Origin of the sequence: Pseudomonas sp. CVAP#3, from assembly GCF_018986375.1 — a bacterium.
GTDB classification, from domain to species: Bacteria; Pseudomonadota; Gammaproteobacteria; order Pseudomonadales; family Pseudomonadaceae; genus Aquipseudomonas; species Aquipseudomonas helvetica.
Map to the genome: position 1 here is coordinate 75,103 of NZ_JAHMSC010000020.1, position 24,824 is coordinate 99,926.

The window sequence follows — 24,824 nt, forward strand, 5'->3', positions numbered from 1 at the left end:
GTACCCCTTACTTAGCAGCTTTTTTACGAGGCGCTGGTGCTTGTGGTTTCAGCTCTTCTTGGCGACCACCAATTACTTCGCCTTTGAAGATCCAAACCTTTACACCGATCACACCGTAGGTGGTGTGAGCTTCGTAGTTGGCATAGTCGATGTCGGCACGCAGGGTGTGCAGTGGCACACGACCTTCGCGATACCATTCAGTACGTGCGATTTCAGCACCGCCGAGACGACCGCTCACTTGGATTTTGATGCCTTTGGCACCAATGCGCATGGCGTTCTGAACAGCGCGCTTCATAGCGCGACGGAACATTACGCGACGCTCCAGCTGCTGAGCTACGCTCTGCGCAACCAGCATACCGTCGAGTTCCGGCTTGCGGATCTCTTCGATATTGATGTGCACAGGCACACCCATTTGCTTGGTCAGGTCCTGACGCAGTTTCTCAACATCTTCACCTTTCTTCCCGATAACGATACCTGGACGAGCGGTGTGGATGGTGATACGTGCAGTTTGGGCCGGACGATGGATATCGATACGGCTTACGGACGCGCTTTTTAGTTTGTCTTGGAGATACTCACGCACCTTCAGATCAGCGAACAAATAGTCCGCATAAGTCCGACCGTCTGCGTACCAGACGGAGGTGTGCTCCTTGACGATTCCCAGGCGAATGCCAATGGGATGTACTTTCTGACCCATCTCTTCGACTCCGTTACTTGTCAGCAACCTTGACAGTGATATGGCAAGACCGCTTGACGATGCGATCAGCACGGCCTTTGGCACGTGGCATGATGCGCTTCAGCGAACGCCCTTCGTTGACGAAAACGGTGCTGACTTTAAGATCATCAACGTCTGCGCCTTCGTTATGCTCGGCGTTGGCTACGGCCGACTCCAGCACTTTCTTCATGATCTCGGCGGCTTTCTTACTGCTGAAAGCCAACAGGTTGAGCGCTTCGCCCACCTTCTTCCCGCGGATCTGGTCGGCGACCAAGCGGGCTTTCTGGGCGGAGATTCGAGCGCCCGACAACTTAGCGGCTACTTCCATTTCCTAACCCCTTAACGCTTGGCTTTCTTGTCAGCCACGTGCCCACGATATGTGCGGGTACCGGCGAACTCGCCCAGTTTGTGGCCGACCATGTCTTCGTTAACGAGAACTGGGACGTGTTGACGACCGTTGTGTACTGCGATGGTCAGACCGACCATTTGTGGCAGGATCATGGAACGGCGCGACCAGGTTTTAACTGGTTTGCGATCGTTCTTTTCCGCCGCCACTTCGATCTTCTTCAGTAGGTGAAGATCGATAAAAGGACCTTTTTTCAGAGAACGTGGCACTGTCGTATCCCTCTATTTACTTGCGACGACGGACGATCATTTTGTCGGTACGCTTATTACCACGAGTCTTCGCGCCCTTAGTCGGGAAGCCCCATGGCGATACCGGATGACGACCACCAGAGGTACGACCTTCACCACCACCATGTGGGTGGTCAACCGGGTTCATGGCAACACCACGAACGGTTGGGCGAACGCCACGCCAGCGTTTTGCACCAGCTTTACCCAGCGAACGCAGGCTGTGCTCGGAGTTCGAGACTTCGCCCAGGGTCGCACGGCATTCAGCCAGCACTTTACGCATCTCACCAGAACGCAGACGCAGGGTCACGTAGACACCTTCACGAGCGATCAGCTGAGCCGAAGCACCAGCGGAACGAGCGATTTGCGCGCCTTTACCTGGCTTCAATTCGATGCCGTGTACGGTGCTACCAACTGGAATGTTACGCAGTTGCAGAGCGTTGCCCGGCTTGATCGGTGCCAGAGCACCTGCGATCAGCTGGTCGCCAGCGCTCACGCCTTTAGGGGCGATGATGTAGCGACGCTCGCCATCTGCGTACAGCAGCAGAGCGATGTGAGCAGTACGGTTTGGATCGTATTCGATACGCTCGACAGTGGCAGCGATGCCATCTTTGTCGTTACGACGGAAGTCGACCAGACGATAATGCTGCTTATGACCACCACCGATGTGACGAGTAGTAATACGGCCATTGTTGTTACGACCACCAGACTTCGATTTTTTCTCGAGCAGCGGTGCGTGAGGAGCGCCTTTATGCAGCTCCTGGTTGACCACCTTGACCACAAAACGGCGGCCAGGGGAAGTCGGTTTGCATTTAACGATTGCCATGATGCACCCCTTCCTTACTCAGCACTGCTGCTGAAATCGAGATCTTGGCCTGGCTGAAGGGAGATAACTGCCTTCTTCCAGTCATTACGCTTGCCCAGACCGCGAGCAGTGCGCTTGCTCTTACCCAGAACATTCAGGGTAGTAACACGCTCTACTTTCACGCTGAACAGGCTTTCGACGGCCTTCTTGATTTCCAGCTTGGTTGCGTCAGTAGCAACCTTGAAAACGAACTGGCCTTTCTTGTCTGCCAGAACCGTAGCCTTCTCGGAAACGTGCGGGCCAAGCAGAACTTTAAATACGCGTTCCTGGTTCATCCCAGCAGCTCCTCGAATTTCTTCACGGCCGACACGGTGATCAACACCTTGTCGTATGCGATCAGACTAACTGGATCGGAACCTTGCACGTCACGTACATCAACGTGTGGCAGGTTACGAGCAGCCAGGTACAGGTTCTGATCAACAGCATCGGACACGATCAGGACATCAGTCAGACCCATGCCATTCAGCTTGTTCAGCAGATCTTTGGTTTTCGGTGCTTCAACAGCGAAGTCCTGAACCACGACCAGACGATCAGTACGCACCAGCTCAGCAAGGATGGAACGCATTGCTGCGCGATACATCTTCTTGTTCAGCTTTTGGGAGTGATCCTGTGGACGAGCTGCGAAAGTGGTACCGCCGCCGCGCCAGATTGGGCTACGGATAGTACCAGCACGAGCACGGCCAGTACCTTTCTGACGCCATGGGCGCTTACCGCCACCAGAAACGTCGGAACGGGTCTTTTGCTGCTTGCTACCTTGACGGCCGCCAGCCATGTAGGCCACGACTGCCTGGTGAACCAGCGTCTCGTTGAACTCGCCGCCAAATGTCAGTTCGGAAACTTCGATCGCTTGAGCGTCATTTACATTTAATTGCATGTCAGCTTCCCCTTAACCGCGAGCCTTGGCTGCTGGACGTACAACCAGGTTGCCGCCAGTAGCGCCAGGAACAGCGCCCTTGACCAACAACAGATTGCGTTCAGCGTCCACGCGCACTACTTCCAGGGACTGCACGGTCACGCGCTCAGCGCCCATATGACCGGACATTTTTTTGCCCTTGAATACACGACCAGGAGTCTGGCACTGGCCGATAGAGCCTGGGACGCGGTGGGATACGGAGTTACCGTGGGTGTTATCTTGCCCGCGGAAATTCCAACGCTTGATCGTACCCTGGAAGCCTTTACCCTTGGACTGACCGGTTACATCAACCAGTTGACCAGCGGCGAAGATTTCAGCGTTGATCAGATCGCCGGCCTGGTACTCGCCTTCTTCAAGACGGAATTCCATTACGGTACGACCAGCGGCAACGTTCGCTTTAGCGAAGTGGCCAGCCTGAGCAGCTGTTACACGCGAAGCACGACGCTCGCCGACAGTGACTTGCACTGCACGATAGCCATCGGTCTCTTCAGTTTTGAACTGGGTGACGCGATTCGGCTCGATCTCAATGACCGTGACCGGAATGGAGACACCTTCTTCGGTGAAAATACGGGTCATACCGCATTTACGACCGACTACACCAATAGTCATGTTGTAAACCTCATGAGTGTACGGGGCTTTCACCCGCTATGGCCGCCCATTTCAGAGCGTTACACGACTAAGACCGAGTCTTAGCCGAGGCTGATCTGCACTTCCACACCGGCCGCAAGATCAAGCTTCATAAGTGCATCAACGGTTTTATCCGTTGGCTGAACGATGTCCAGAACGCGCTTATGAGTACGGATCTCGTACTGGTCACGCGCGTCTTTGTTGACGTGCGGGGAGACCAGAACGGTGAACCGCTCTTTACGGGTAGGCAGTGGAATTGGACCACGCACTTGAGCACCAGTACGTTTCGCGGTTTCCACGATTTCCTGGGTGGATTGGTCGATCAGGCGATGGTCAAAAGCCTTCAACCTGATACGGATTTGCTGATTTTGCATTGGATTTCAGACTCCGGCTGCTATTCCCACCGGGCGCACTGCGCCCGTTAAAAGGAGGCGCAATTCTATAGACGGGCCAACATAGTGTCAACCCAATAAAAAAGCCCCCGCAAGCGGAGGCTTTTTATCAAATCAACGATTACTCGATGATTTTGGCTACGACGCCAGCGCCGACGGTACGACCGCCTTCACGGATAGCGAAACGCAGACCATCTTCCATTGCGATGGTTTTGATCAGGGTAACAGTCATCTGAATGTTGTCACCTGGCATTACCATTTCAACGCCTTCTGGCAGCTCGCAGTTACCAGTCACGTCAGTAGTACGGAAGTAGAACTGTGGACGGTAGCCTTTGAAGAACGGAGTGTGACGACCGCCTTCTTCCTTGCTCAGAACATAAACTTCTGCAGTGAACTTGGTGTGCGGCTTAACCGAACCTGGCTTAACCAGAACCTGACCACGCTCAACGTCGTCACGCTTGGTGCCACGCAGCAGCACGCCGCAGTTCTCGCCAGCACGACCTTCGTCGAGCAGCTTGCGGAACATTTCAACACCGGTGCAGGTGGTGACGGTAGTGTCACGCAGACCAACGATTTCCAGTGGATCCTGAACGCGAACGATACCGCGCTCGATACGACCAGTCACAACAGTACCGCGACCCGAGATCGAGAATACGTCTTCGATTGGCATCAGGAACGGCTTGTCGATAGCACGCTCAGGCTCTGGGATGTAGCTGTCCAGAGTCTCAACCAGCTTCTTGACGGCAGTGGTGCCCATCTCGTTATCGTCCAGACCTTCCAGCGCCATACGGGCAGAGCCGATGATGATTGGAGTGTCGTCGCCCGGGAAGTCGTAAGTGCTCAGCAGATCGCGCACTTCCATCTCAACCAGCTCCAGCAGCTCAGCGTCGTCTACCAGGTCAGCCTTGTTCAGGAAAACCACGATGTACGGAACGCCTACCTGACGGGACAGCAGGATGTGCTCACGGGTTTGTGGCATCGGACCATCAGCGGCCGAGCAAACCAGGATAGCGCCGTCCATTTGAGCAGCACCGGTGATCATGTTCTTCACGTAGTCAGCGTGACCTGGGCAGTCAACGTGAGCGTAGTGACGGATCTTCGAGTTGTACTCAACGTGTGCGGTGTTGATGGTGATACCGCGAGCTTTCTCTTCTGGTGCGCTGTCGATCTTGTCGAAGTCAACACGAGCCGAACCGAAAACTTCGGAGCAGACACGAGTCAGAGCAGCAGTCAGAGTGGTTTTACCGTGGTCAACGTGACCGATGGTGCCAACGTTGACGTGCGGTAGGGAACGATCAAATTTTTCTTTAGCCACGACAATTAACTCCTAGCCTAAAGGGGCTGAATCAGCCTTGTTTTTTGGTTACAGTTTCGACGATATGCGACGGAGCTGTATTGTATTTTTTGAATTCCATAGAGTAGCTTGCGCGACCCTGAGACATGGAGCGGACGTCGGTCGCATAACCGAACATCTCACCCAACGGAACTTCAGCACGAATTACTTTGCCGGAGACCGTGTCTTCCATACCCAAGATCATGCCGCGACGACGGTTAAGGTCGCCCATCACGTCACCCATATAGTCTTCAGGCGTAACAACCTCTACCGCCATGATCGGCTCAAGCAATTCACCACCGCCCTTCTGGGCCAGTTGCTTGGTCGCCATGGAAGCAGCCACCTTAAACGCCATCTCGTTGGAGTCGACGTCGTGGTAGGAACCATCAAACACGGTAGCCTTCAGGCCGATCAGCGGATAGCCGGCAACAACGCCGTTCTTCATCTGCTCTTCGATGCCCTTCTGGATAGCCGGGATGTATTCCTTAGGAACCACACCACCCACTACTTCGTTCAGGAATTGCAGACCTTCCTGACCTTCGTCAGCAGGAGCAAAACGGATCCAGCAATGACCGAACTGGCCACGACCGCCGGACTGACGAACGAACTTGCCTTCGATTTCGCAGCTCTTCGTGATGCGCTCACGATAGGAAACCTGAGGCTTACCAATGTTGGCTTCGACGTTGAACTCACGGCGCATCCGGTCAACCAGGATGTCCAGGTGCAGCTCGCCCATGCCAGAGATGATCGTTTGACCAGTCTCTTCATCGGTTTTAACGCGGAAAGACGGGTCTTCCTGAGCCAGTTTGCCCAGAGCGATACCCATTTTTTCCTGGTCATCCTTGGTCTTAGGCTCAACGGCAACCGAAATAACCGGCTCCGGGAAGTCCATGCGAACCAGGATGATTGGCTTGTCAGCGTTGCACAAGGTTTCACCAGTGGTGACGTCCTTCATGCCGATCAAGGCCGCGATGTCGCCAGCGCGTACTTCCTTGATTTCTTCACGGGCGTTTGCGTGCATTTGCACCATACGACCCACGCGCTCTTTCTTGCCTTTAACCGAGTTGATCACGCCGTCGCCGGAAGCCAACACGCCCGAGTAAACACGGACGAAGGTCAAGGTACCCACGAATGGGTCGGTAGCGATCTTGAACGCCAGAGCCGAGAACGGCTCGTCGTCGCTCGCATGACGCTCCATCTGCTTTTCCTCGTCATCCGGGTCAGTACCCTTGATGGCAGGAATATCGGTAGGAGCAGGCAGGTAGTCGATAACGGCGTCGAGAACCAGGGGAACACCCTTGTTCTTGAAGGAAGAACCGCAAACAGCCAGAACGATCTCACCAGCGATAGTACGCTGACGCAGAGCGGCCTTGATTTCCTCGATGGAGAGCTCTTCCCCTTCGAGGTACTTGTTCATCAGCTCTTCGCTGGCTTCAGCCGCAGCTTCAACCATGTTGCTACGCCACTCTTCAGCCAGTTCCTGCAGCTCAGCAGGGATAGCTTCGCGACGAGGCGTCATGCCCTTGTCAGCATCGTTCCAGTAAACCGCTTCCATGGTCATCAGATCGATCTGACCCTGGAAGTTGTCTTCGGAACCGATAGCCAACTGGATTGGCACTGGAGTGTGACCCAGACGCTGTTTGATCTGAGCGATCACGCGCAGGAAGTTCGCACCGGCACGGTCCATCTTGTTCACGTAAACGATACGTGGAACACCGTACTTGTTGGCCTGACGCCATACGGTTTCGGACTGAGGCTCAACACCCGAAGTACCACAGAACACAACGACCGCGCCGTCGAGTACACGCAGGGAACGCTCAACTTCAATGGTGAAGTCTACGTGGCCCGGAGTGTCAATGACGTTGAAACGGTATTGGTCCTTGTGCTGCTTCGCAGAACCCTGCCAGAAGGCGGTGATAGCAGCAGAAGTAATGGTAATACCACGCTCCTGCTCCTGCACCATCCAGTCCGTGGTCGCGGCGCCGTCATGCACCTCGCCCATCTTGTGACTTTTGCCGGTGTAAAAAAGGACGCGCTCGGTGGTAGTGGTTTTACCAGCATCCACGTGAGCAACGATACCGATGTTACGGTAGCGGCTAATCGGAGTAGTACGAGCCATAAAGCCCTCGCAAAATTAGTGAAGCTAAAATTAGAAGCGGTAGTGCGAGAAAGCTTTGTTAGCTTCAGCCATACGGTGCACGTCTTCACGCTTCTTAACAGCAGCACCTTTACCTTCAGCAGCGTCCAACAGTTCGCCAGCCAAACGCAGAGCCATAGACTTCTCGCCGCGCTTACGGGCGAAGTCTACCAACCAGCGCATTGCCAGAGCGTTACGACGGGACGGACGAACTTCGACCGGAACCTGGTAAGTAGCACCGCCTACACGGCGCGACTTCACTTCGACCAGCGGAGCGATGGCGTCGAGAGCTTTCTCGAAGATTTCCAGGGGATCGCTGTTCTTGCGTTCTTTAACCTTTTCCAGCGCGCCATAAACGATACGCTCGGCAACGGCTTTCTTGCCGCTTTCCATCACGTGGTTCATGAACTTGGCCAGGATTTGGCTTCCGTATTTTGGATCGTCAAGCACTTCGCGCTTGGCTGCTACGCGTCTTCTTGGCATGGATAAGCCCTCAAACGGTCTTCAGGTTCGCTCGGAATCGGTGCCCTTTCGGGACGCCTCCGACCTTACTCTTATCGACTCAGAAAAATAGATAATTCAGTTTTACAAAAAGCCGCTACTACTTAGGCTTCTTGGTACCGTACTTCGAACGACCCTGGTTACGACCTTTAACGCCGGAAGTATCCAAAGAACCGCGTACGGTGTGGTAACGAACACCTGGCAAGTCTTTTACACGACCGCCGCGGATCAGTACCACGCTGTGCTCTTGCAGGTTGTGGCCTTCACCGCCGATGTACGAGGAAACCTCGAAACCGTTGGTCAGACGCACACGGCATACTTTACGCAGTGCCGAGTTAGGTTTTTTCGGCGTGGTGGTATACACACGGGTGCATACGCCACGACGTTGCGGGCAGTTCTGCAGCGCAGGCACGTCGGATTTCTCGACGATACGCTTACGCGGCTGACGTACCAGCTGGTTGATAGTTGCCATCTACTAGCTCCACTGTTGTCTTGCGACGCTATTGTCTTGCAAGAAAAGCAAAATGGCAGGAACGAATTCCCGCCAAATTTAGGGGTACAAGAGTCTAAAGAGGATCTTGTCCCCAGTCAAGGCAAGGCCCCGACCTCCCCGCTCATCCAACCTCGACAAATTGTCTCGATTCGATGAACGGGGGCGCCAGGGCCCCACACTTATTTATCGCAGAACTCAGTTACCGCTTGAGTTCAGCGCTTCGGTCAGTGCAGCTTCCACTTCACTGGCGCTTACGCGCAACGGTTTGTCAGCATCACGGCGGCGCTTGCGCTCGCTGTGATAAGCCAGACCGGTACCTGCCGGGATCAAACGACCCACGACCACGTTTTCTTTCAGGCCGCGCAGGTAATCGCGCTTGCCGGTTACCGCCGCTTCGGTCAGTACGCGAGTGGTCTCTTGGAAAGAGGCCGCCGAGATGAACGATTCGGTGGACAACGACGCCTTGGTGATACCCAGCAGAACGCGAGTGAACTTGGAGACGAACTTGTCGTCTGCAGCCAAACGCTCGTTCTCTACCAGTACGTGAGTCAATTCCATCTGGTCGCCCTTGATGAAAGTGGAATCGCCGGATTCAGCGATTTCAACTTTACGCAGCATCTGACGCAGGATGGTCTCGATGTGCTTATCGTTGATCTTCACGCCTTGCAGACGGTAAACGTCCTGGATCTCGTTAACAATGTACTTGGCCAGCGCACTCACACCCAGCAGACGCAGGATGTCGTGTGGATCGCTCGGGCCGTCGGAGATAACTTCGCCGCGGTTTACCTGTTCGCCTTCGAAGACGTTCAGGTGACGCCACTTCGGAATCAGCTCTTCATACGGATCGCTACCGTCGTTCGGGGTAATGACCAGACGGCGCTTGCCTTTGGTCTCTTTACCGAACGCGATGGTGCCGCTGACTTCAGCCAGAATCGAGGCTTCTTTCGGACGACGAGCTTCGAACAAGTCGGCAACACGCGGCAGACCACCGGTGATGTCACGGGTCTTCGAAGTCTCTTGCGGAATACGAGCGATAACATCACCGATCGCGATTTTCGCACCGTCCGCCACACCCACCAGGGCGTTGGCAGGCAGGAAGTACTGAGCGATTACGTCAGTACCCGGCAGCAAGAGATCCTTGCCGTTGTCATCAACCATCTTCACGGCAGGACGGATGTCTTTGCCGGCAGCTGGACGGTCTTTGGCGTCGAGTACTTCAATGTTGGTCATACCGGTCAATTCGTCGGTCTGACGCTTGATCGTGATGCCCTCTTCCATGCCCACGTAGGTCACGGTACCTTTCATTTCGGTAACGATTGGGTGAGTGTGCGGATCCCACTTGGCCACGATTGCGCCAGCGTCGACCTTGTCACCTTCTTTAACCGAAATCACGGCACCGTACGGCAGCTTGTAACGCTCGCGCTCACGACCGTAGTCATCAGCGATTGCCAGCTCACCGGAACGGGACACAGCAACCAGGCAACCATCCACTCGCTCAACGTGCTTCAGGTTGTGCAGACGGACGGTACCGCCATTCTTCACCTGAACGCTATCGGCTGCAGAGGTCCGGCTTGCCGCACCACCGATGTGGAACGTACGCATTGTCAGCTGGGTACCCGGCTCACCGATCGACTGGGCAGCGATTACGCCGACAGCTTCACCGATGTTCACCTGGTGACCACGAGCCAGATCACGGCCGTAGCACTTGGCGCAAATGCCATAACGGGTTTCGCAGCTGATCGGCGAACGCACGATCACTTCGTCGATGCTGTTCAGCTCGATGAATTCAACCCACTTCTCGTCTACCAGAGTGCCGGCAGGAACGATGATTTCCTCGGTACCTGGCTTGAATACGTCACGGGCGATAACACGACCCAATACGCGCTCACCCAACGGCTCTACAACGTCACCGCCTTCAATGTGCGGAGTCATCAGCAGACCGTGTTCGGTGCCGCAATCGATCTCGGTTACAACCAGATCCTGCGCCACGTCTACCAGACGACGAGTCAGGTAACCGGAGTTCGCAGTTTTCAACGCGGTATCCGCCAAACCTTTACGAGCACCGTGAGTGGAGATGAAGTACTGAAGTACGCTCAAACCTTCACGGAAGTTCGCAGTAATCGGCGTTTCGATGATGGAACCGTCCGGCTTGGCCATCAGGCCACGCATACCGGCGAGCTGACGGATCTGCGCAGCAGAACCCCGTGCACCCGAGTCGGCCATCATGTACATCGAGTTGAAGGACTCTTGCTCGACTTCGACGCCATGACGGTCGATGACTTTCTCTTTCGAGAGGTTGGCCATCATCGCCTTGGAAACTTCGTCGTTCGCCTTGGACCAAAGGTCGATCACCTTGTTGTACTTCTCGCCCTGGGTTACCAGGCCGGAGGCGTACTGACTTTCGATCTCTTTCACTTCGTCGGTGGCTGCACCGATGATGCGGGCTTTTTCATCCGGGATAACGAAGTCGTTAACACCGATGGAAACGCCGGAAATGGTCGAATAGGCAAAACCGGTGTACATCAACTGGTCAGCGAAGATCACGGTCTCTTTCAAACCAACCACGCGATAGCACTGGTTGATCAGCTTGGAGATCGCCTTTTTCTTCATCGGCAGGTTGACGACGTCGTACGACAGACCTTTTGGCACAACCTGGAACAACAGCGCACGGCCGACAGTGGTGTCGACGATACGGGTGTTGGTCACGCTGCCGCCATCACGATCGTTGACGGTTTCGTTGATCCGCACTTTAACCTTGGCGTGCAGTGCGGCTTCGCCGGCACGGAACACACGGTCAACTTCTTGCAGATCCGCGAATACACGACCTTCGCCTTTGGCGTTGATCGCTTCACGAGTCATGTAGTACAGACCCAATACAACGTCCTGCGACGGAACGATGATTGGCTCACCGTTGGCTGGCGACAGAATGTTGTTGGTCGACATCATCAACGCGCGCGCTTCCAACTGGGCTTCCAGTGTCAGCGGTACGTGCACGGCCATTTGGTCGCCGTCGAAGTCGGCGTTGTACGCGGCGCAGACCAGCGGGTGCAGCTGGATAGCCTTACCTTCGATCAGAACCGGTTCAAATGCCTGGATACCCAGACGGTGAAGGGTCGGTGCACGGTTGAGAAGCACTGGGTGTTCGCGGATAACTTCAGCGAGAACGTCCCAAACTTCCGGCAGCTCGCGCTCAACCATCTTCTTGGCAGCTTTGATGGTGGTAGCGAGACCACGCATTTCCAGCTTGCCGAAAATGAACGGCTTGAACAGCTCGAGAGCCATTTTCTTCGGCAGACCGCACTGGTGCAGACGCAGGGTCGGACCTACGGTAATTACCGAACGACCGGAGTAGTCAACACGCTTACCGAGCAAGTTCTGACGGAAACGACCTTGTTTACCCTTGATCATGTCAGCCAGGGATTTCAGAGGACGCTTGTTGGAACCGGTGATAGCGCGGCCACGACGACCGTTATCGAGCAAGGCGTCGACGGCTTCCTGCAACATACGCTTTTCGTTGCGCACGATGATGTCCGGAGCGGACAGATCAAGCAGGCGCTTCAAGCGGTTGTTACGGTTGATCACTCGACGATACAGGTCGTTGAGGTCGGAAGTCGCGAAACGACCGCCATCCAATGGGACCAGTGGACGCAGATCTGGCGGCAGAACCGGCAGAACGGTCAGCACCATCCACTCTGGCAAGTTGCCGGAACCCTGGAAGGCTTCCATCAACTTCAGACGCTTGGACAGCTTCTTGATTTTGGTTTCGGAGTTGGTTTGCGGAATTTCTTCACGCAGACGGCCAATCTCGTGCTCCAGATCGATAGCGTGCAGCAGTTCACGGACAGCTTCGGCACCCATGCGGGCATCGAAATCGTCGCCGAACTCTTCCAGCGCTTCGAAGTACTGCTCGTCGTTGAGCAGCTGACCTTTTTCAAGGGTGGTCATGCCTGGATCGATAACGACATAGCTCTCGAAGTAGAGAACGCGCTCGATATCACGCAGGGTCATGTCCATCAGCAAGCCGATACGCGACGGCAGCGATTTCAGGAACCAGATGTGGGCAACTGGCGAGGCCAGTTCGATGTGCGCCATGCGCTCACGACGAACTTTTGCCAGCGCGACTTCAACGCCGCACTTCTCGCAGATCACACCACGGTGCTTCAAGCGCTTGTACTTACCGCACAGGCACTCGTAATCCTTTACCGGGCCAAAGATCTTGGCGCAGAACAGGCCGTCACGCTCAGGTTTGAACGTACGGTAGTTGATGGTTTCCGGCTTTTTAACTTCACCGAACGACCACGAACGGATCATCTCAGGCGAGGCCAATCCGATACGGATGGCGTCGAACTCTTCGACTTGACCCTGGTTTTTCAGCAAATTCAGTAGGTCTTTCAAGGCCTTTCCTCCTGGCGGAGCAGAGAGCGGGCAATCCTGCCCCGCTCTCATTCGCGTCACGTGTTATTCGGTTTCCAGATCGATATCGATGCCGAGGGAACGAATTTCCTTGATCAACACGTTGAAGGACTCGGGCATGCCCGGCTCCATACGGTGATCGCCGTCCACGATGTTTTTGTACATCTTGGTCCGGCCGTTCACATCGTCCGACTTCACTGTGAGCATTTCTTGCAGAGTGTAAGCAGCACCGTATGCTTCCAGTGCCCAGACCTCCATCTCCCCGAAACGCTGACCACCGAACTGCGCCTTACCACCCAGCGGCTGCTGGGTAACCAGGCTGTACGAACCGGTAGAACGAGCGTGCATCTTGTCGTCTACCAAGTGGTTCAGCTTCAGCATGTACATGTAGCCAACGGTAACCGGGCGCTCGAACTTGTTGCCGGTACGGCCGTCAGTCAGCTGCATCTGGCCGCTTTCCGGCAGGTCTGCCAGTTTCAGCATGGCCTTGATTTCGCTTTCCTTGGCACCGTCGAACACCGGAGTGGCCATCGGTACGCCGCCGCGCAGGTTCTTCGCCAGATCCAGGATTTCCTGGTCGGAGAAGGTATCCAGCTCTTCGTTGCGGCCGCCGATCTCGTTGTAGATCTCGTGCAGGAACTTGCGAAGGTCAGCAACCTTGCGCTGCTCTTCGATCATACGGTTGATCTTCTCGCCCAGACCTTTGGCCGCGAGGCCCAGGTGGGTTTCAAGGATCTGACCAACGTTCATACGCGAAGGTACGCCCAACGGGTTGAGGACAACGTCGACCGGGGTGCCATTGGCATCGTGCGGCATGTCTTCAACCGGCATGATCACGGAGACCACACCCTTGTTACCGTGACGACCGGCCATCTTGTCGCCCGGCTGGATGCGGCGACGGATTGCCAGGTAAACCTTGACGATTTTCAGCACGCCTGGAGCCAGGTCATCGCCCTGCTGCAGTTTGCGCTTCTTGTCTTCGAACTTGTCGTCCAGCAGACGGCGGCGATCAACGATGTAGGCCTGAGCCTTCTCGAGCTGCTCGTTCAGAGCATCTTCAGCCATGCGCAGTTTGAACCACTGGCCGTGCTCAAGACCGTCGAGAACTTCGTCGGTGATTTCCTGACCTTTCTTCAGACCGGCGCCGCCTTCGGCTTTGTGGCCGACCAGTGCGGAACGCAGACGTTCGAAAGTAGCGCCTTCAACAATACGGAACTCTTCGTTCAGGTCCTTGCGGATCTCGTCGAGTTGAGTCTTCTCGATCGACAGAGCACGAGCATCACGCTCAACGCCGTCACGAGTGAAGACCTGTACGTCGATGACAGTACCCTTGGTACCGGTAGGTACGCGCAGGGAAGTGTCTTTAACGTCGCTGGCTTTTTCACCGAAGATCGCACGCAACAACTTCTCTTCCGGAGTCAGTTGGGTCTCGCCTTTCGGAGTGACCTTACCAACCAGAATGTCGCCTGCGCCAACTTCAGCACCTACGTAAACGATACCGGCTTCGTCCAGCTTGTTCAGTGCAGCTTCACCCACGTTCGGGATGTCTGCAGTGATTTCCTCTGGCCCAAGCTTGGTGTCACGCGCCACACAGGTCAGTTCCTGGATGTGGATCGTGGTGAAGCGGTCTTCCTGAACCACACGCTCGGACAGGCAGATGGAGTCTTCGAAGTTGAAGCCGTTCCATGCCATGAACGCGATGCGCATGTTCTGACCCAGAGCCAGTTCACCCATGTCGGTGGACGGACCGTCAGCCATGATGTCGCTACGCTGAACCCGATCACCCTTGCTCACCAGCGGACGCTGGTTGATGCAGGTGTTCTGGTTGGAGCGGGTGTACTTGGTCAGGTTGTAGATGTCGACACCAGCTTCGCCGGTTTCAACTTCATCATCAGCAACACGAACCACGATACGGCTGGCATCAACGGAATCGATCACGCCGCCACGACGAGCCACGACGCAAACGCCGGAGTCGCGAGCCACGTTACGCTCCATGCCGGTACCTACCAGCGGCTTGTCAGCGCGCAGGGTTGGTACAGCTTGACGCTGCATGTTCGAACCCATCAACGCACGGTTGGCGTCGTCGTGCTCGAGGAACGGGATCAGCGACGCTGCAACCGAAACTACCTGCTTCGGCGATACGTCCATCAAGGTGACGTCTTCCGGCGCCTTGACGGTGAACTCGTTCAAGTGACGAACAGCTACCAGCTCGTCGATCAGGACTTTCTTGTCGTTCATCGTGGCCGAAGCCTGAGCGATCACGTGATCAGCTTCTTCGATGGCGGACAGGAACACGATCTCGTCGGTGACCAGAGCGTCTTTCACCACACGGTACGGGCTCTCGAGGAAGCCGTACTGGTTGGTGCGCGCATAGGCGGCCAGGGAGTTGATCAGACCGATGTTCGGACCTTCCGGTGTTTCAATCGGGCATACACGACCGTAGTGAGTCGGGTGTACGTCACGAACTTCAAAGCCGGCACGCTCACGCGTCAGACCGCCAGGGCCGAGTGCAGAGACACGACGCTTGTGGGTGATCTCGGACAGCGGGTTGTTCTGGTCCATGAACTGGGACAGCTGGCTCGAACCGAAGAACTCTTTCACCGCAGCAGCCACTGGCTTGGCGTTGATCAGGTCTTGCGGCATCAGGCCTTCGCTTTCAGCCATCGACAGACGCTCTTTGACCGCACGCTCAACACGTACCAGGCCAACGCGGAACTGGTTCTCGGCCATTTCGCCTACGCAGCGAACACGACGGTTACCCAGGTGGTCGATGTCATCGACGATGCCCTTACCGTTACGGATGTCGACCAGAGTCTTCAGTACCGCGACGATGTCTTCTTTGCACAACACGCCCGAACCTTCGATCTCGGTACGACCGATACGACGGTTGAACTTCATCCGGCCGACCGCAGACAGGTCATAGCGCTCAGGGCTGAAGAACAGGTTGTTGAACAGAGTCTCGGCAGCGTCTTTGGTTGGCGGCTCGCCAGGACGCATCATGCGATAGATCTCGACCAGCGCTTCCAATTGGTTGCTGGTGGAATCGATCTTCAGTGTGTCGGAGACGAACGGACCGCAGTCGATATCGTTGGTGTACAGAGTCTCGATGCGAACGACCTGAGCCTTGGCGATTTTCGCCAGGATCTCGGTGTTCAGCTCGGTGTTGCACTCTGCCAGGATTTCGCCGGTTGCCGGATGCACGATGACCTTGGCGGTAGTGCGACCCAGGACGTAGTCCAGAGGCACTTGCAGCTCTTTGATCCCGGCCTTTTCCAGCTGGTTGATGTGGCGAGCGGTGATACGGCGACCTTGCTCGACAATAACCTTGCCTTTGTCATCCAGGATATCCAGGACAGCAATTTCACCACGCAGGCGCTGAGGCACCAGTTCCAGGCTGAGGTTTTCACCTTGCACGTGGAAGACGTTAGTGGTGTAGAACGCGTCCAGCACTTCTTCAGTGGTATAGCCGAGCGCGCGCAGCAGTACCGATGCAGGCAGCTTGCGACGACGGTCAATACGCACGAATACGCAGTCTTTCGGGTCGAACTCGAAGTCCAGCCACGAACCGCGGTAAGGAATGATCCGCGCGGAGTACAGCAGTTTGCCGGAGCTGTGCGTCTTGCCACGGTCGTGGTCGAAGAACACGCCCGGGGAACGGTGCAGCTGGGAAACGATTACACGCTCGGTACCGTTGATTACGAAGGTACCGTTCTCAGTCATCAGGGGGATTTCACCCATGTAGACTTCTTGCTCTTTGATGTCCTTAATCGCTTTGTTCGACGATTCTTTGTCGAAAATGATCAGGCGCACTTTTACCCGCAAAGGTACGGCGTAAGTCACACCGCGCAATACGCATTCTTTGACATCAAATGCCGGTTCGCCCAGGCGATAACCGACGTACTCCAGCGCAGCATTGCCGGAGTAGCTGATGATCGGGAAAACGGATTTGAAGGCCGCATGCAGGCCCACGTCGCGGAACTGATCTTTAGTCGCTCCCGCTTGCAAGAATTCACGATACGAATCCAGCTGGATGGCCAGGAGGTACGGCACATCCATGACGTCCGGCAACTTGCTAAAGTCCTTGCGGATACGTTTTTTCTCAGTATATGAGTAAGCCATCAGCGTTCCCCAGCTTGGTCACCTGCTTGTTTGGCCCCTCCCGACGGGAGCAGCCAGAAAATCGTGCAAACCCCATGGTTTGCGCCACCGCATCGGGTGGTTACAGCTCGTTATCAGCACCGACCCAGTCGGCTGCCAATAACGGAAAAAGGCCGGTGGCAAGAGCCACCAGCCATCAGCCTTTCGCTTAACGCTCGGGCTGGAGACGCAAAGTCGAAGCTTACTTCAGCTCGACTTTAGCGCCTGCTTCTTCCAGAACTGCTTTGGCTTTGTCAGCTGCGTCTTTGGCAACAGCTTCCAGAACCATGGCAGGAGCGCCGTCAACTACAGCCTTGGCTTCTTTCAGGCCCAGACCGGTCAGTTCACGTACAGCCTTGATCACGTTAACTTTCTTCTCGCCAGCTTCGGTCAGCATGACGTTGAATTCGGTTTGCTCTTCAGCAACGGCAGCAGCAACAGCTGGGCCAGCCGATGCAGCAGCAGCGGTAACGCCGAATTTTTCTTCGAAAGCTTTGATCAGTTCAACAACTTCCATTACGGACATGTTGCCAACGGCTTCAAGGATATCGTTTTGAGAGATAGACATGACTCTAATTCCTGAATTGGGGGACGGCCTACGCGACCATCGAAATAAACAAAAAACGCGAGAAGATGGCGAGCCTTAGGCTGCAGCAGCTTCTTTCTGGTCGCGAATTGCCGCCAGAGTACGAGCCAATTTGCTGGTAGCGCCTTGAATCACGCTCATCAGCTGAGAAATTGCTTCGTCACGGGTCGGCAGAGTTGCCAGTACGTCGATTTGGTTAGCTGCGAGGAACTTGCCCTCGAACGCAGCTGCCTTGATCTCGAACTTGTCCTGACCTTTTGCGAATTCCTTGAAGATACGAGCAGCAGCGCCCGGATGTTCTTTGGAGAATGCAATCAAGGTCGGGCCAGTGAACACGTCGTTGAGAACACTGTATTCAGTGTCAGCAACAGCGCGCTTGAGCAGGGTGTTACGTACAACACGTACGTAAACGCCGGCTTCACGAGCCTCTTTACGGAGTCCGGTCATAGCGCCTACTGTTACGCCACGGGCATCAGCCACGACAGCGGACAGAGCAGCTTTGGCAGCCTCGTTGACTTCAGCGACGATGGCCTTCTTGTCTTCGAGTTTAATTGCCACGGGTTTAACTCCTGCTTGTTACCGTTTCATCCAGCCGAGGCCGGATGTCGTTTTGGTGTCTGATTCGGTAAGGAACCGGGAGCACCATCTGCGTAGGCTTGAGGTTTAAGACTTGCGTCGCCTACGGTCTTGGATAGCCCCCGCCAGGCAGGGACCCCAATTTTTCAACTGGCGCAATTACTCGCGCCAATCTGTGTCTTACGCGTCGAGCGAACCCTGGTCGATGACCAGACCTGGGCCCATAGTGGTGCTCAGGGTAACGCGCTTGACGTAAATACCTTTCGAGGAAGCTGGCTTGATTCGCTTCAGATCAGCGATCAGGGCTTCAACGTTTTCCTTCAGCTTGACGGCATCAAAGCCGACTTTGCCAACGGAGGTGTGGATGATGCCGTTTTTGTCGGTGCGATAACGAACCTGACCAGCTTTTGCGTTTTTAACCGCGGTAGCTACGTCTGGAGTTACGGTGCCGACTTTAGGGTTAGGCATCAGGCCACGTGGACCGAGGATCTGACCCAACTGACCTACAACGCGCATTGCATCCGGGGACGCAATAACTACGTCATAGTTCAGGTCGCCGCCTTTCATTTCGGCAGCCAGGTCGTCCATACCTACGCGATCAGCGCCGGCGGCCAGAGCAGCTTCAGCTGCTGGGCCCTGGGTGAACACAGCAACGCGAACGGTCTTGCCAGTGCCGTGTGGCAGCACAGTAGCGCTACGAACAACCTGGTCAGATTTACGCGGGTCAACACCCAGGTTCACAGCAACGTCGAACGACTCACTGAACTTGACAGTCGACAGCTCAGCCAGCAGAGCAGCGGCGTCTACAAAGTTGTAGGCCTTGCCCGCTTCGATTTTGCCGGCGATAGCCTTTTGGCGCTTGGTCAGCTTAGCCATTACACACCCTCCACGTTAAGGCCCATGCTACGAGCAGAACCGGCGATAGTACGCACGGCTGCTTCCATATCAGCTGCAGTCAGATCCGCGTTTTTGGTTTTCGCGATTTCTTCCAGCTGAGCACGAGTTACGGTGCCAACCTTAACGGTGTTTGGACGAGCGGAACCGCTAGTCAAACCAGCAGCCTTCTTCAGCAGAACCGAAGCCGGGGTGCTTTTCGTTTCGAAAGTGAAGCTACGATCGCTGTAGACAGTGATGATCACTGGAGTCGGCAGACCTGGCTCAATACCCTGAGTACGGGCGTTGAAAGCCTTGCAGAATTCCATGATGTTCACGCCGTGCTGACCCAGAGCAGGACCAACAGGTGGGCTTGGGTTAGCCTGAGCGGCCTTCACTTGCAGCTTGATGTAAGCGGTAATCTTCTTGGCCATGAGGCACTCCAATTACGGGTTCGAACGCCTCGAAAGGCTCCCCGGTTACTTGCGCGTTTATCCCAGTGACGACAAAACCCCACAGCCTAGGGCTGCGGGGTTGGGATGCTTGTTCGGCTAGACCTTTTCGACCTGGCTGAACTCTAGCTCTACCGGAGTAGAGCGACCGAAAATGAGCACTGCGACTTGGATCCGGCTCTTTTCGTAGTTAACTTCTTCGACCGTGCCATTAAAATCAGCGAACGGACCGTCGGTAACACGAACCACTTCACCCGGCTCGAACAGAGTCTTGGGCTTCGGCTTGTCGCTACCATCAGCAACACGACGCAGAATTGCTTCTGCTTCTTTGTCAGTGATAGGTGCAGGTTTATCGGCGGTACCGCCGATGAAGCCCATCACCCGAGGAGTATCCTTGACCAAGTGCCAAGTACCCTCATTCATATCCATCTGAACCAGCACGTAACCTGGGAAGAATTTACGCTCGCTTTTGCGTTTCTGGCCATTACGCATTTCAACCACTTCTTCAGTGGGAACCAGAATTTCGCCGAAGCCATCTTCCATGCCAGCCAGCTTTACGCGCTCGATCAACGAGCGCATGACATGCTTCTCGTAACCCGAGTAAGCATGCACAACGTACCAACGCTTAGCCACGGGACACCCTTAGCCAACAATCAAGGAAACAAGCCAGCCGAGCAGGGAATCAAGCCCCCACAACAGCAACGCCATAACCAGGACAACAGCCACCACAATAAGGGTGGTCTGCGTGGTTTCTTGGCGAGTTGGCCACACGACTTTACGAATCTCGGTGCGAGCTTCCTTAACCAGTACAAAGAAAGACTTGCCCTTGACGGTCTGCAGGCCTACAAAGGCAGCTACAGCAGCAATAACAAGCAAAGCAAGTACACGGTACAGGATCGGCGCAGCATGGTAATACTGATTGCCGACAACGCCAACAACCACCAAAGCGACTACTACAAGCCACTTGAGCAGATCGAAGCGAGAGCCTTGAGCTTCAGCTTTAGGAGTCATCTATGAAGATCCTGTGAAAAGAAAGCCAGACACACTGAGTGAATCTGGCAGGTCAGGAGGGAATCGAACCCCCAACCTACGGTTTTGGAGACCGTCGCTCTGCCAATTGAGCTACTGACCTAAAACAAAATTAGGCCGACCATTATGCCGGCCTAAAAAAGACATTACAACAACTTACTCGATGACTTTGGCTACGACACCAGCACCGACGGTACGACCGCCTTCACGGATAGCGAAACGCAGACCATCTTCCATCGCGATGGTTTTGATCAGGGTAACAGTCATTTGAATGTTATCGCCTGGCATCACCATCTCAACACCTTCTGGCAGCTCGCAGTTACCGGTCACGTCAGTCGTACGGAAGTAGAACTGCGGGCGGTAGCCTTTGAAGAACGGAGTATGACGCCCGCCTTCTTCCTTGCTCAGAACGTAAACTTCTGCAGTGAACTTGGTGTGCGGCTTGACCGAACCCGGCTTGACCAGCACCTGACCACGCTCAACGTCATCACGCTTGGTACCGCGCAACAGAACACCGCAGTTCTCACCTGCACGACCTTCATCGAGCAGCTTGCGGAACATTTCAACACCAGTACAGGTGGTAGTGGTGGTATCACGCAGACCGACAATTTCCAGCGCATCCTGAACGCGAACGATACCGCGCTCGATACGCCCGGTCACAACAGTACCGCGACCCGAGATCGAGAATACATCTTCGATCGGCATCAGGAACGGCTTGTCGATAGCACGCTCAGGCTCTGGGATGTAGCTATCCAGAGTCTCAACCAGCTTCTTGACAGCAGTGGTGCCCATCTCGTTTTCATCATTACCTTCCAGCGCCATACGCGCGGAGCCGATGATGATTGGAGTGTCGTCGCCCGGGAAGTCGTAAGTGCTCAGCAGATCGCGCACTTCCATCTCAACCAGCTCCAGCAGCTCAGCGTCGTCTACCAGGTCAGCCTTGTTCAGGAAAACCACGATATACGGAACACCAACCTGACGGGACAACAGGATGTGCTCACGAGTTTGCGGCATCGGACCATCAGCGGCCGAGCAAACCAGGATAGCGCCATCCATTTGAGCAGCACCGGTGATCATGTTCTTCACGTAGTCAGCGTGACCCGGGCAGTCAACGTGTGCGTAGTGACGCACGGCCGAGTCATACTCAACGTGAGCAGTGTTAATGGTGATGCCACGAGCTTTTTCTTCTGGGGCGCTATCGATCTTGTCGAAGTCAACCTTAGCCGAACCGAAAACTTCGGAACAGACGCGAGTCAGAGCGGCAGTCAGAGTAGTTTTACCGTGGTCGACGTGACCAATGGTACCTACGTTGACGTGCGGCTTATTACGTTCGAACTTTTCCTTAGCCATCGAAATCACCCCTAGGAGAAGAATTAAGCAAGTCACACTAGCCATTAAAACAAAGGCAGATATTTTCATATCTGCCTTGTTATATGGAGCTCTTGAGCGGATTTGAACCGCTGACCTCACCCTTACCAAGGGTGTGCTCTACCAACTGAGCTACAAGAGCGAAACACTTTGCACAACCTGCAAACTTGGAGCGGGTAGCGGGAATCGAACCCGCATCATCAGCTTGGAAGGCTGAGGTTCTACCACTAAACTATACCCGCATAAGCTTGCAGCTCACGCTAAAAATGGTGGAGGGGGAAGGATTCGAACCTTCGAAGTCGTAGACGTCAGATTTACAGTCTGATCCCTTTGGCCGCTCGGGAACCCCTCCTAAGCGAGCCGGCATTCTACATCATGCCGACCTTCTGTCAAGCATTTTCTCATTAAAAACCTGAGGTTAGCTGCGTTGACCTCGCTTCGCACTGTTGACCGCTAAAGGTCTTCACTGCGAAGCGGGCGCCATTCTATGCAACCTATTCAGCAGTTGCAACCCCCTCGCACGGCATTATTTTATGTTTTAACTCATTGAATTCTTTAGCAAGGTTCTGCAATACCGAATCGTCAGCCAATCGGCGGCTTTCCGGGGTCACACGCATCCAATATCCAACAGAATCAGGAAGAGAAACCGATAGCTGCTGAACCTTGATATCGAGTGCAGCCAATCGCTGCTCGAGCGCCTTCGCCGTTTCCTGACGAGCAAAACCGCCCAGATAAAGACAACTGTTATCCGCCTGCGCAAATTTACCCTTGTCACGCGCAGCTACCGCATCAGGCGTTTCACTCAACAGGCGAATGTCCTGCTGCGAACCTTTATACAAACTCAACGGAGTGACGTCCTTCGCACGCAAGGGCGCCTCCTGCTGATGCCAAACGTAATAAAAGACATTCAGGACCAGCAACAACAGAAACAACCAGCGCATAAAAACCTCAGGACAATGGGCACGCCATGGCCAAACCTACAAATACGAGATCTGGTACTACCCGCGCTTCTGGCACGACTCCAGAAACCAGGTCCGCATCGCCACCAGTGAGGAACACCGAAAACTCCTGCCCCCAATAGCTGCGCGCCAACTCCAGCTGCGTCAGGACAAACCCTCTCAACATCAATGAACAGCCACGCTCGACGGCCTCCACCGTATTTCGCCCTGGCTCAAAGCTCTCGAGCGCCCTGGATGCCGCGATATCGTCATAGCGAATCCGTCGGGTATGGGTGCGCAACTGGTTACGCATCAAGGGCATTCCGGGACAAATGAACCCTCCCAGGTGCTCGCCATCCGCCGCAATAAAATCTGCGGTAAGCGCAGTACCAAAATCGAGAACCAGACAAGCCCCCGAGGCAAGATGAAATGCGCCAAGCATCGCAAGCCAGCGATCAAGCCCCAGCCGCTTATAATCCTCGTAACCGTTGCGGACTCCAGACATTTCACGAGCCGGCGCCGCACAGGACACCGTTACACCGAATGCCTCGACCAGCAAGGAAACTAGCGCAGCGGTCTCTTCATTGGTTCTTACGCTTACCAGCCGACAATGCTTGAGATTCAAACCATCACAGCCGCGCAAACTTTCCAACAAAGCCAGGTCCGAGTCGACAACCCCCTCAGCAACCAACCGCGCCGCATCTGCGTGCAACACACGCCATTTGATAAAGCTATTCCCGCAGTCGAGCTCAAGAATCATTACGCAACCTCAGACTTAGCTCACCACCACTAAACACTTTTTCTACGCCGTCCACGCTCAAACGCAATGCACCCTGGCCATCAATCCCTGTCACCTCACCATCAATCCGATTCACTCCAGCAATCAGCGAAACCGCACGCCCCTGCCATAGGTGGCCTTGCTCCCACTCCGCCCGAAGCGCTGAAAAACCCGCCAACTGATGACGACTCAGGTACCCCTGGAGAACAATCCCCAAACGCGCCACTAGAAGATTACGATCGAACGCCCTACCTGCTTCGAGACGCATAGAGGTCCACTGCTGATCGACCTCATCAGCGATCTGCATATTTACATTGATTCCCACACCCAGAACGACATGACACACATCCGCAGGATCCCCAACCAACTCCAACAATATGCCAGCGATTTTCTTCTCACCCACCAGGACATCGTTAGGCCACTTCAAACCAGCTCCGGCAATGCCCAGATCGCGCAGTGTTTGCATAACGGCAAGGCCGACGACCAGGCTAAGCCCCTCGAGCTGGCGCATGCCACCATCGATTCGCAGCACGAGGCTATAGTAGACATTTTCGGCAAACGGGCTCACCCACTTGCGGCCGCGTCGGCCGCGACCAGCAGCTTGTCGCTCTGCAAGCACAAGAAATGGCGCAGCCATACCGCGCTCTATAGAGCGCAAAGCTTCAGCGTTAGTGGAATCAATCGAATCAAAGACCAGTACGGGCCAATCGCAAGCAGGCGAATGCTCAGCGATCTCCGCGGAGTTGAGCAGAGTCAACGGCGTACTCAATTGATAACCACGGCCACGCACCTTGTGAATAGAAAGACCCAACTCAGCCTCAAGGTGCTGGAGTTGCTTCCACACAGCGCTGCGACTAATACCTAGAGCAGCGCCCAGCGCTTGGCCGGAGTGGAAACGACCGTCCTTCAGGAGCTTTAACAACGTCAGCATGCAAGTATCGCCTCACAATGAGGCCCGCATGATAGCCATGCCCCGAGCCGTTGCATAGAAATCGCAAGATTCCGGAATCAACTTTCTCGCAGGCAAAACAAAACCCCAACTGCTTTCGCAATTGGGGTTTCGGAATTTAA

Annotated in this window: 24 protein-coding genes and 4 tRNA genes; all 28 read right to left on the reverse strand. The window is 55.0% G+C overall.

Features of this window, described 5'->3' with window-relative positions; genetic code table 11:
* Positions 1 to 7: 7 nt before the first annotated feature.
* Positions 8 to 694 (reverse strand): 30S ribosomal protein S3, encoded by a 687-nt coding sequence (gene rpsC, locus KRR23_RS25135; RefSeq protein WP_003176422.1) that lies wholly within the window; start codon positions 692 to 694, stop codon positions 8 to 10.
* A gap of 13 nt (positions 695 to 707) precedes the next feature.
* Positions 708 to 1,040, reverse strand: a complete 333-nt coding sequence (gene rplV, locus KRR23_RS25140) for a 50S ribosomal protein L22 (RefSeq protein ID WP_003103908.1) — start codon at positions 1,038 to 1,040, stop codon at positions 708 to 710.
* 11 nt (positions 1,041 to 1,051) lie between these two features.
* Positions 1,052 to 1,327 carry a 30S ribosomal protein S19 gene (gene rpsS / locus KRR23_RS25145; RefSeq protein ID WP_002555486.1) on the reverse strand — a complete coding sequence of 92 codons (276 nt, stop codon included), beginning with the start codon at positions 1,325 to 1,327 and terminating at the stop codon, positions 1,052 to 1,054.
* A gap of 16 nt (positions 1,328 to 1,343) precedes the next feature.
* The gene (rplB, locus tag KRR23_RS25150; protein WP_003186055.1) at positions 1,344 to 2,168 is read right to left on the reverse strand and encodes a 50S ribosomal protein L2; all 825 of its coding nucleotides are present in this window, start codon (positions 2,166 to 2,168) and stop codon (positions 1,344 to 1,346) included.
* Between the two features lie 14 nt (positions 2,169 to 2,182).
* The gene (rplW, locus tag KRR23_RS25155) at positions 2,183 to 2,482 is read right to left on the reverse strand and encodes a 50S ribosomal protein L23 (RefSeq protein WP_002555488.1); all 300 of its coding nucleotides are present in this window, start codon (positions 2,480 to 2,482) and stop codon (positions 2,183 to 2,185) included.
* Positions 2,479 to 3,081 carry a 50S ribosomal protein L4 gene (rplD, locus tag KRR23_RS25160; RefSeq protein WP_003186057.1) on the reverse strand — a complete coding sequence of 201 codons (603 nt, stop codon included), beginning with the start codon at positions 3,079 to 3,081 and terminating at the stop codon, positions 2,479 to 2,481. The genes rplW and rplD overlap by 4 nt, the downstream gene beginning before the upstream one ends.
* A gap of 12 nt (positions 3,082 to 3,093) precedes the next feature.
* Positions 3,094 to 3,729, reverse strand: a complete 636-nt coding sequence (rplC, locus tag KRR23_RS25165; protein ID WP_003186059.1) for a 50S ribosomal protein L3 — start codon at positions 3,727 to 3,729, stop codon at positions 3,094 to 3,096.
* An 80-nt stretch (positions 3,730 to 3,809) separates the two neighbouring features.
* The gene (rpsJ, locus tag KRR23_RS25170; protein ID WP_003186070.1) at positions 3,810 to 4,121 is read right to left on the reverse strand and encodes a 30S ribosomal protein S10; all 312 of its coding nucleotides are present in this window, start codon (positions 4,119 to 4,121) and stop codon (positions 3,810 to 3,812) included.
* Positions 4,122 to 4,260: 139 nt separating this feature from the next.
* Positions 4,261 to 5,454: an elongation factor Tu gene (gene tuf, locus KRR23_RS25175; RefSeq protein ID WP_054594277.1), complete on the reverse strand. Its 1,194-nt coding sequence runs from the start codon at positions 5,452 to 5,454 to the stop codon at positions 4,261 to 4,263.
* Between the two features lie 31 nt (positions 5,455 to 5,485).
* Positions 5,486 to 7,591, reverse strand: a complete 2,106-nt coding sequence (gene fusA / locus KRR23_RS25180) for an elongation factor G (protein WP_019693879.1) — start codon at positions 7,589 to 7,591, stop codon at positions 5,486 to 5,488.
* 30 nt (positions 7,592 to 7,621) lie between these two features.
* Positions 7,622 to 8,092 carry a 30S ribosomal protein S7 gene (gene rpsG / locus KRR23_RS25185; RefSeq protein WP_002555493.1) on the reverse strand — a complete coding sequence of 157 codons (471 nt, stop codon included), beginning with the start codon at positions 8,090 to 8,092 and terminating at the stop codon, positions 7,622 to 7,624.
* A gap of 118 nt (positions 8,093 to 8,210) precedes the next feature.
* The gene (gene rpsL / locus KRR23_RS25190) at positions 8,211 to 8,582 is read right to left on the reverse strand and encodes a 30S ribosomal protein S12 (protein ID WP_002555494.1); all 372 of its coding nucleotides are present in this window, start codon (positions 8,580 to 8,582) and stop codon (positions 8,211 to 8,213) included.
* Between the two features lie 216 nt (positions 8,583 to 8,798).
* A complete protein-coding gene (gene rpoC, locus KRR23_RS25195) occupies positions 8,799 to 12,998 on the reverse strand; it encodes a DNA-directed RNA polymerase subunit beta' (protein WP_054594278.1) in 4,200 nt (1,399 codons plus the stop codon).
* A 63-nt stretch (positions 12,999 to 13,061) separates the two neighbouring features.
* Positions 13,062 to 17,135: a DNA-directed RNA polymerase subunit beta gene (gene rpoB / locus KRR23_RS25200; protein ID WP_054594279.1), complete on the reverse strand. Its 4,074-nt coding sequence runs from the start codon at positions 17,133 to 17,135 to the stop codon at positions 13,062 to 13,064.
* A 220-nt stretch (positions 17,136 to 17,355) separates the two neighbouring features.
* Complete coding sequence (gene rplL, locus KRR23_RS25205; RefSeq protein WP_003206098.1) at positions 17,356 to 17,721, reverse strand: 50S ribosomal protein L7/L12; 366 nt, start codon at positions 17,719 to 17,721, stop codon at positions 17,356 to 17,358.
* 75 nt (positions 17,722 to 17,796) lie between these two features.
* Positions 17,797 to 18,297 carry a 50S ribosomal protein L10 gene (gene rplJ / locus KRR23_RS25210; RefSeq protein WP_019693882.1) on the reverse strand — a complete coding sequence of 167 codons (501 nt, stop codon included), beginning with the start codon at positions 18,295 to 18,297 and terminating at the stop codon, positions 17,797 to 17,799.
* Between the two features lie 198 nt (positions 18,298 to 18,495).
* Complete coding sequence (rplA, locus tag KRR23_RS25215) at positions 18,496 to 19,191, reverse strand: 50S ribosomal protein L1 (protein WP_019693883.1); 696 nt, start codon at positions 19,189 to 19,191, stop codon at positions 18,496 to 18,498.
* Entirely contained in the window at positions 19,191 to 19,622 is a 432-nt protein-coding gene (gene rplK / locus KRR23_RS25220) for a 50S ribosomal protein L11 (RefSeq protein WP_008008888.1), read from the reverse strand. Before rplK ends, rplA begins: the two co-directional genes overlap by 1 nt.
* A 117-nt stretch (positions 19,623 to 19,739) precedes the next feature.
* Complete coding sequence (gene nusG / locus KRR23_RS25225) at positions 19,740 to 20,273, reverse strand: transcription termination/antitermination protein NusG (RefSeq protein WP_010443972.1); 534 nt, start codon at positions 20,271 to 20,273, stop codon at positions 19,740 to 19,742.
* 9 nt (positions 20,274 to 20,282) lie between these two features.
* Complete coding sequence (secE, locus tag KRR23_RS25230) at positions 20,283 to 20,651, reverse strand: preprotein translocase subunit SecE (RefSeq protein ID WP_019693884.1); 369 nt, start codon at positions 20,649 to 20,651, stop codon at positions 20,283 to 20,285.
* Positions 20,652 to 20,696: 45 nt separating this feature from the next.
* Positions 20,697 to 20,772: transfer RNA gene (locus KRR23_RS25235), tRNA-Trp, on the reverse strand.
* 53 nt (positions 20,773 to 20,825) lie between these two features.
* Positions 20,826 to 22,019 carry an elongation factor Tu gene (gene tuf, locus KRR23_RS25240; RefSeq protein ID WP_103318372.1) on the reverse strand — a complete coding sequence of 398 codons (1,194 nt, stop codon included), beginning with the start codon at positions 22,017 to 22,019 and terminating at the stop codon, positions 20,826 to 20,828.
* A gap of 84 nt (positions 22,020 to 22,103) precedes the next feature.
* Positions 22,104 to 22,179: transfer RNA gene (locus KRR23_RS25245), tRNA-Thr, on the reverse strand.
* 26 nt (positions 22,180 to 22,205) lie between these two features.
* Positions 22,206 to 22,279, reverse strand: a tRNA-Gly gene (locus KRR23_RS25250).
* 25 nt (positions 22,280 to 22,304) lie between these two features.
* Positions 22,305 to 22,389: transfer RNA gene (locus KRR23_RS25255), tRNA-Tyr, on the reverse strand.
* A 142-nt stretch (positions 22,390 to 22,531) separates the two neighbouring features.
* Complete coding sequence (locus KRR23_RS25260) at positions 22,532 to 22,978, reverse strand: hypothetical protein (protein ID WP_216744671.1); 447 nt, start codon at positions 22,976 to 22,978, stop codon at positions 22,532 to 22,534.
* 7 nt (positions 22,979 to 22,985) lie between these two features.
* On the reverse strand, positions 22,986 to 23,735 hold the full coding sequence (locus KRR23_RS25265) for a pantothenate kinase (protein WP_216744672.1): 750 nt from the start codon (positions 23,733 to 23,735) through the stop codon (positions 22,986 to 22,988).
* The gene (gene birA / locus KRR23_RS25270; RefSeq protein ID WP_216744673.1) at positions 23,725 to 24,684 is read right to left on the reverse strand and encodes a bifunctional biotin--[acetyl-CoA-carboxylase] ligase/biotin operon repressor BirA; all 960 of its coding nucleotides are present in this window, start codon (positions 24,682 to 24,684) and stop codon (positions 23,725 to 23,727) included. The genes KRR23_RS25265 and birA overlap by 11 nt, the downstream gene beginning before the upstream one ends.
* Between the last annotated feature and the right edge of the window lie 140 nt (positions 24,685 to 24,824).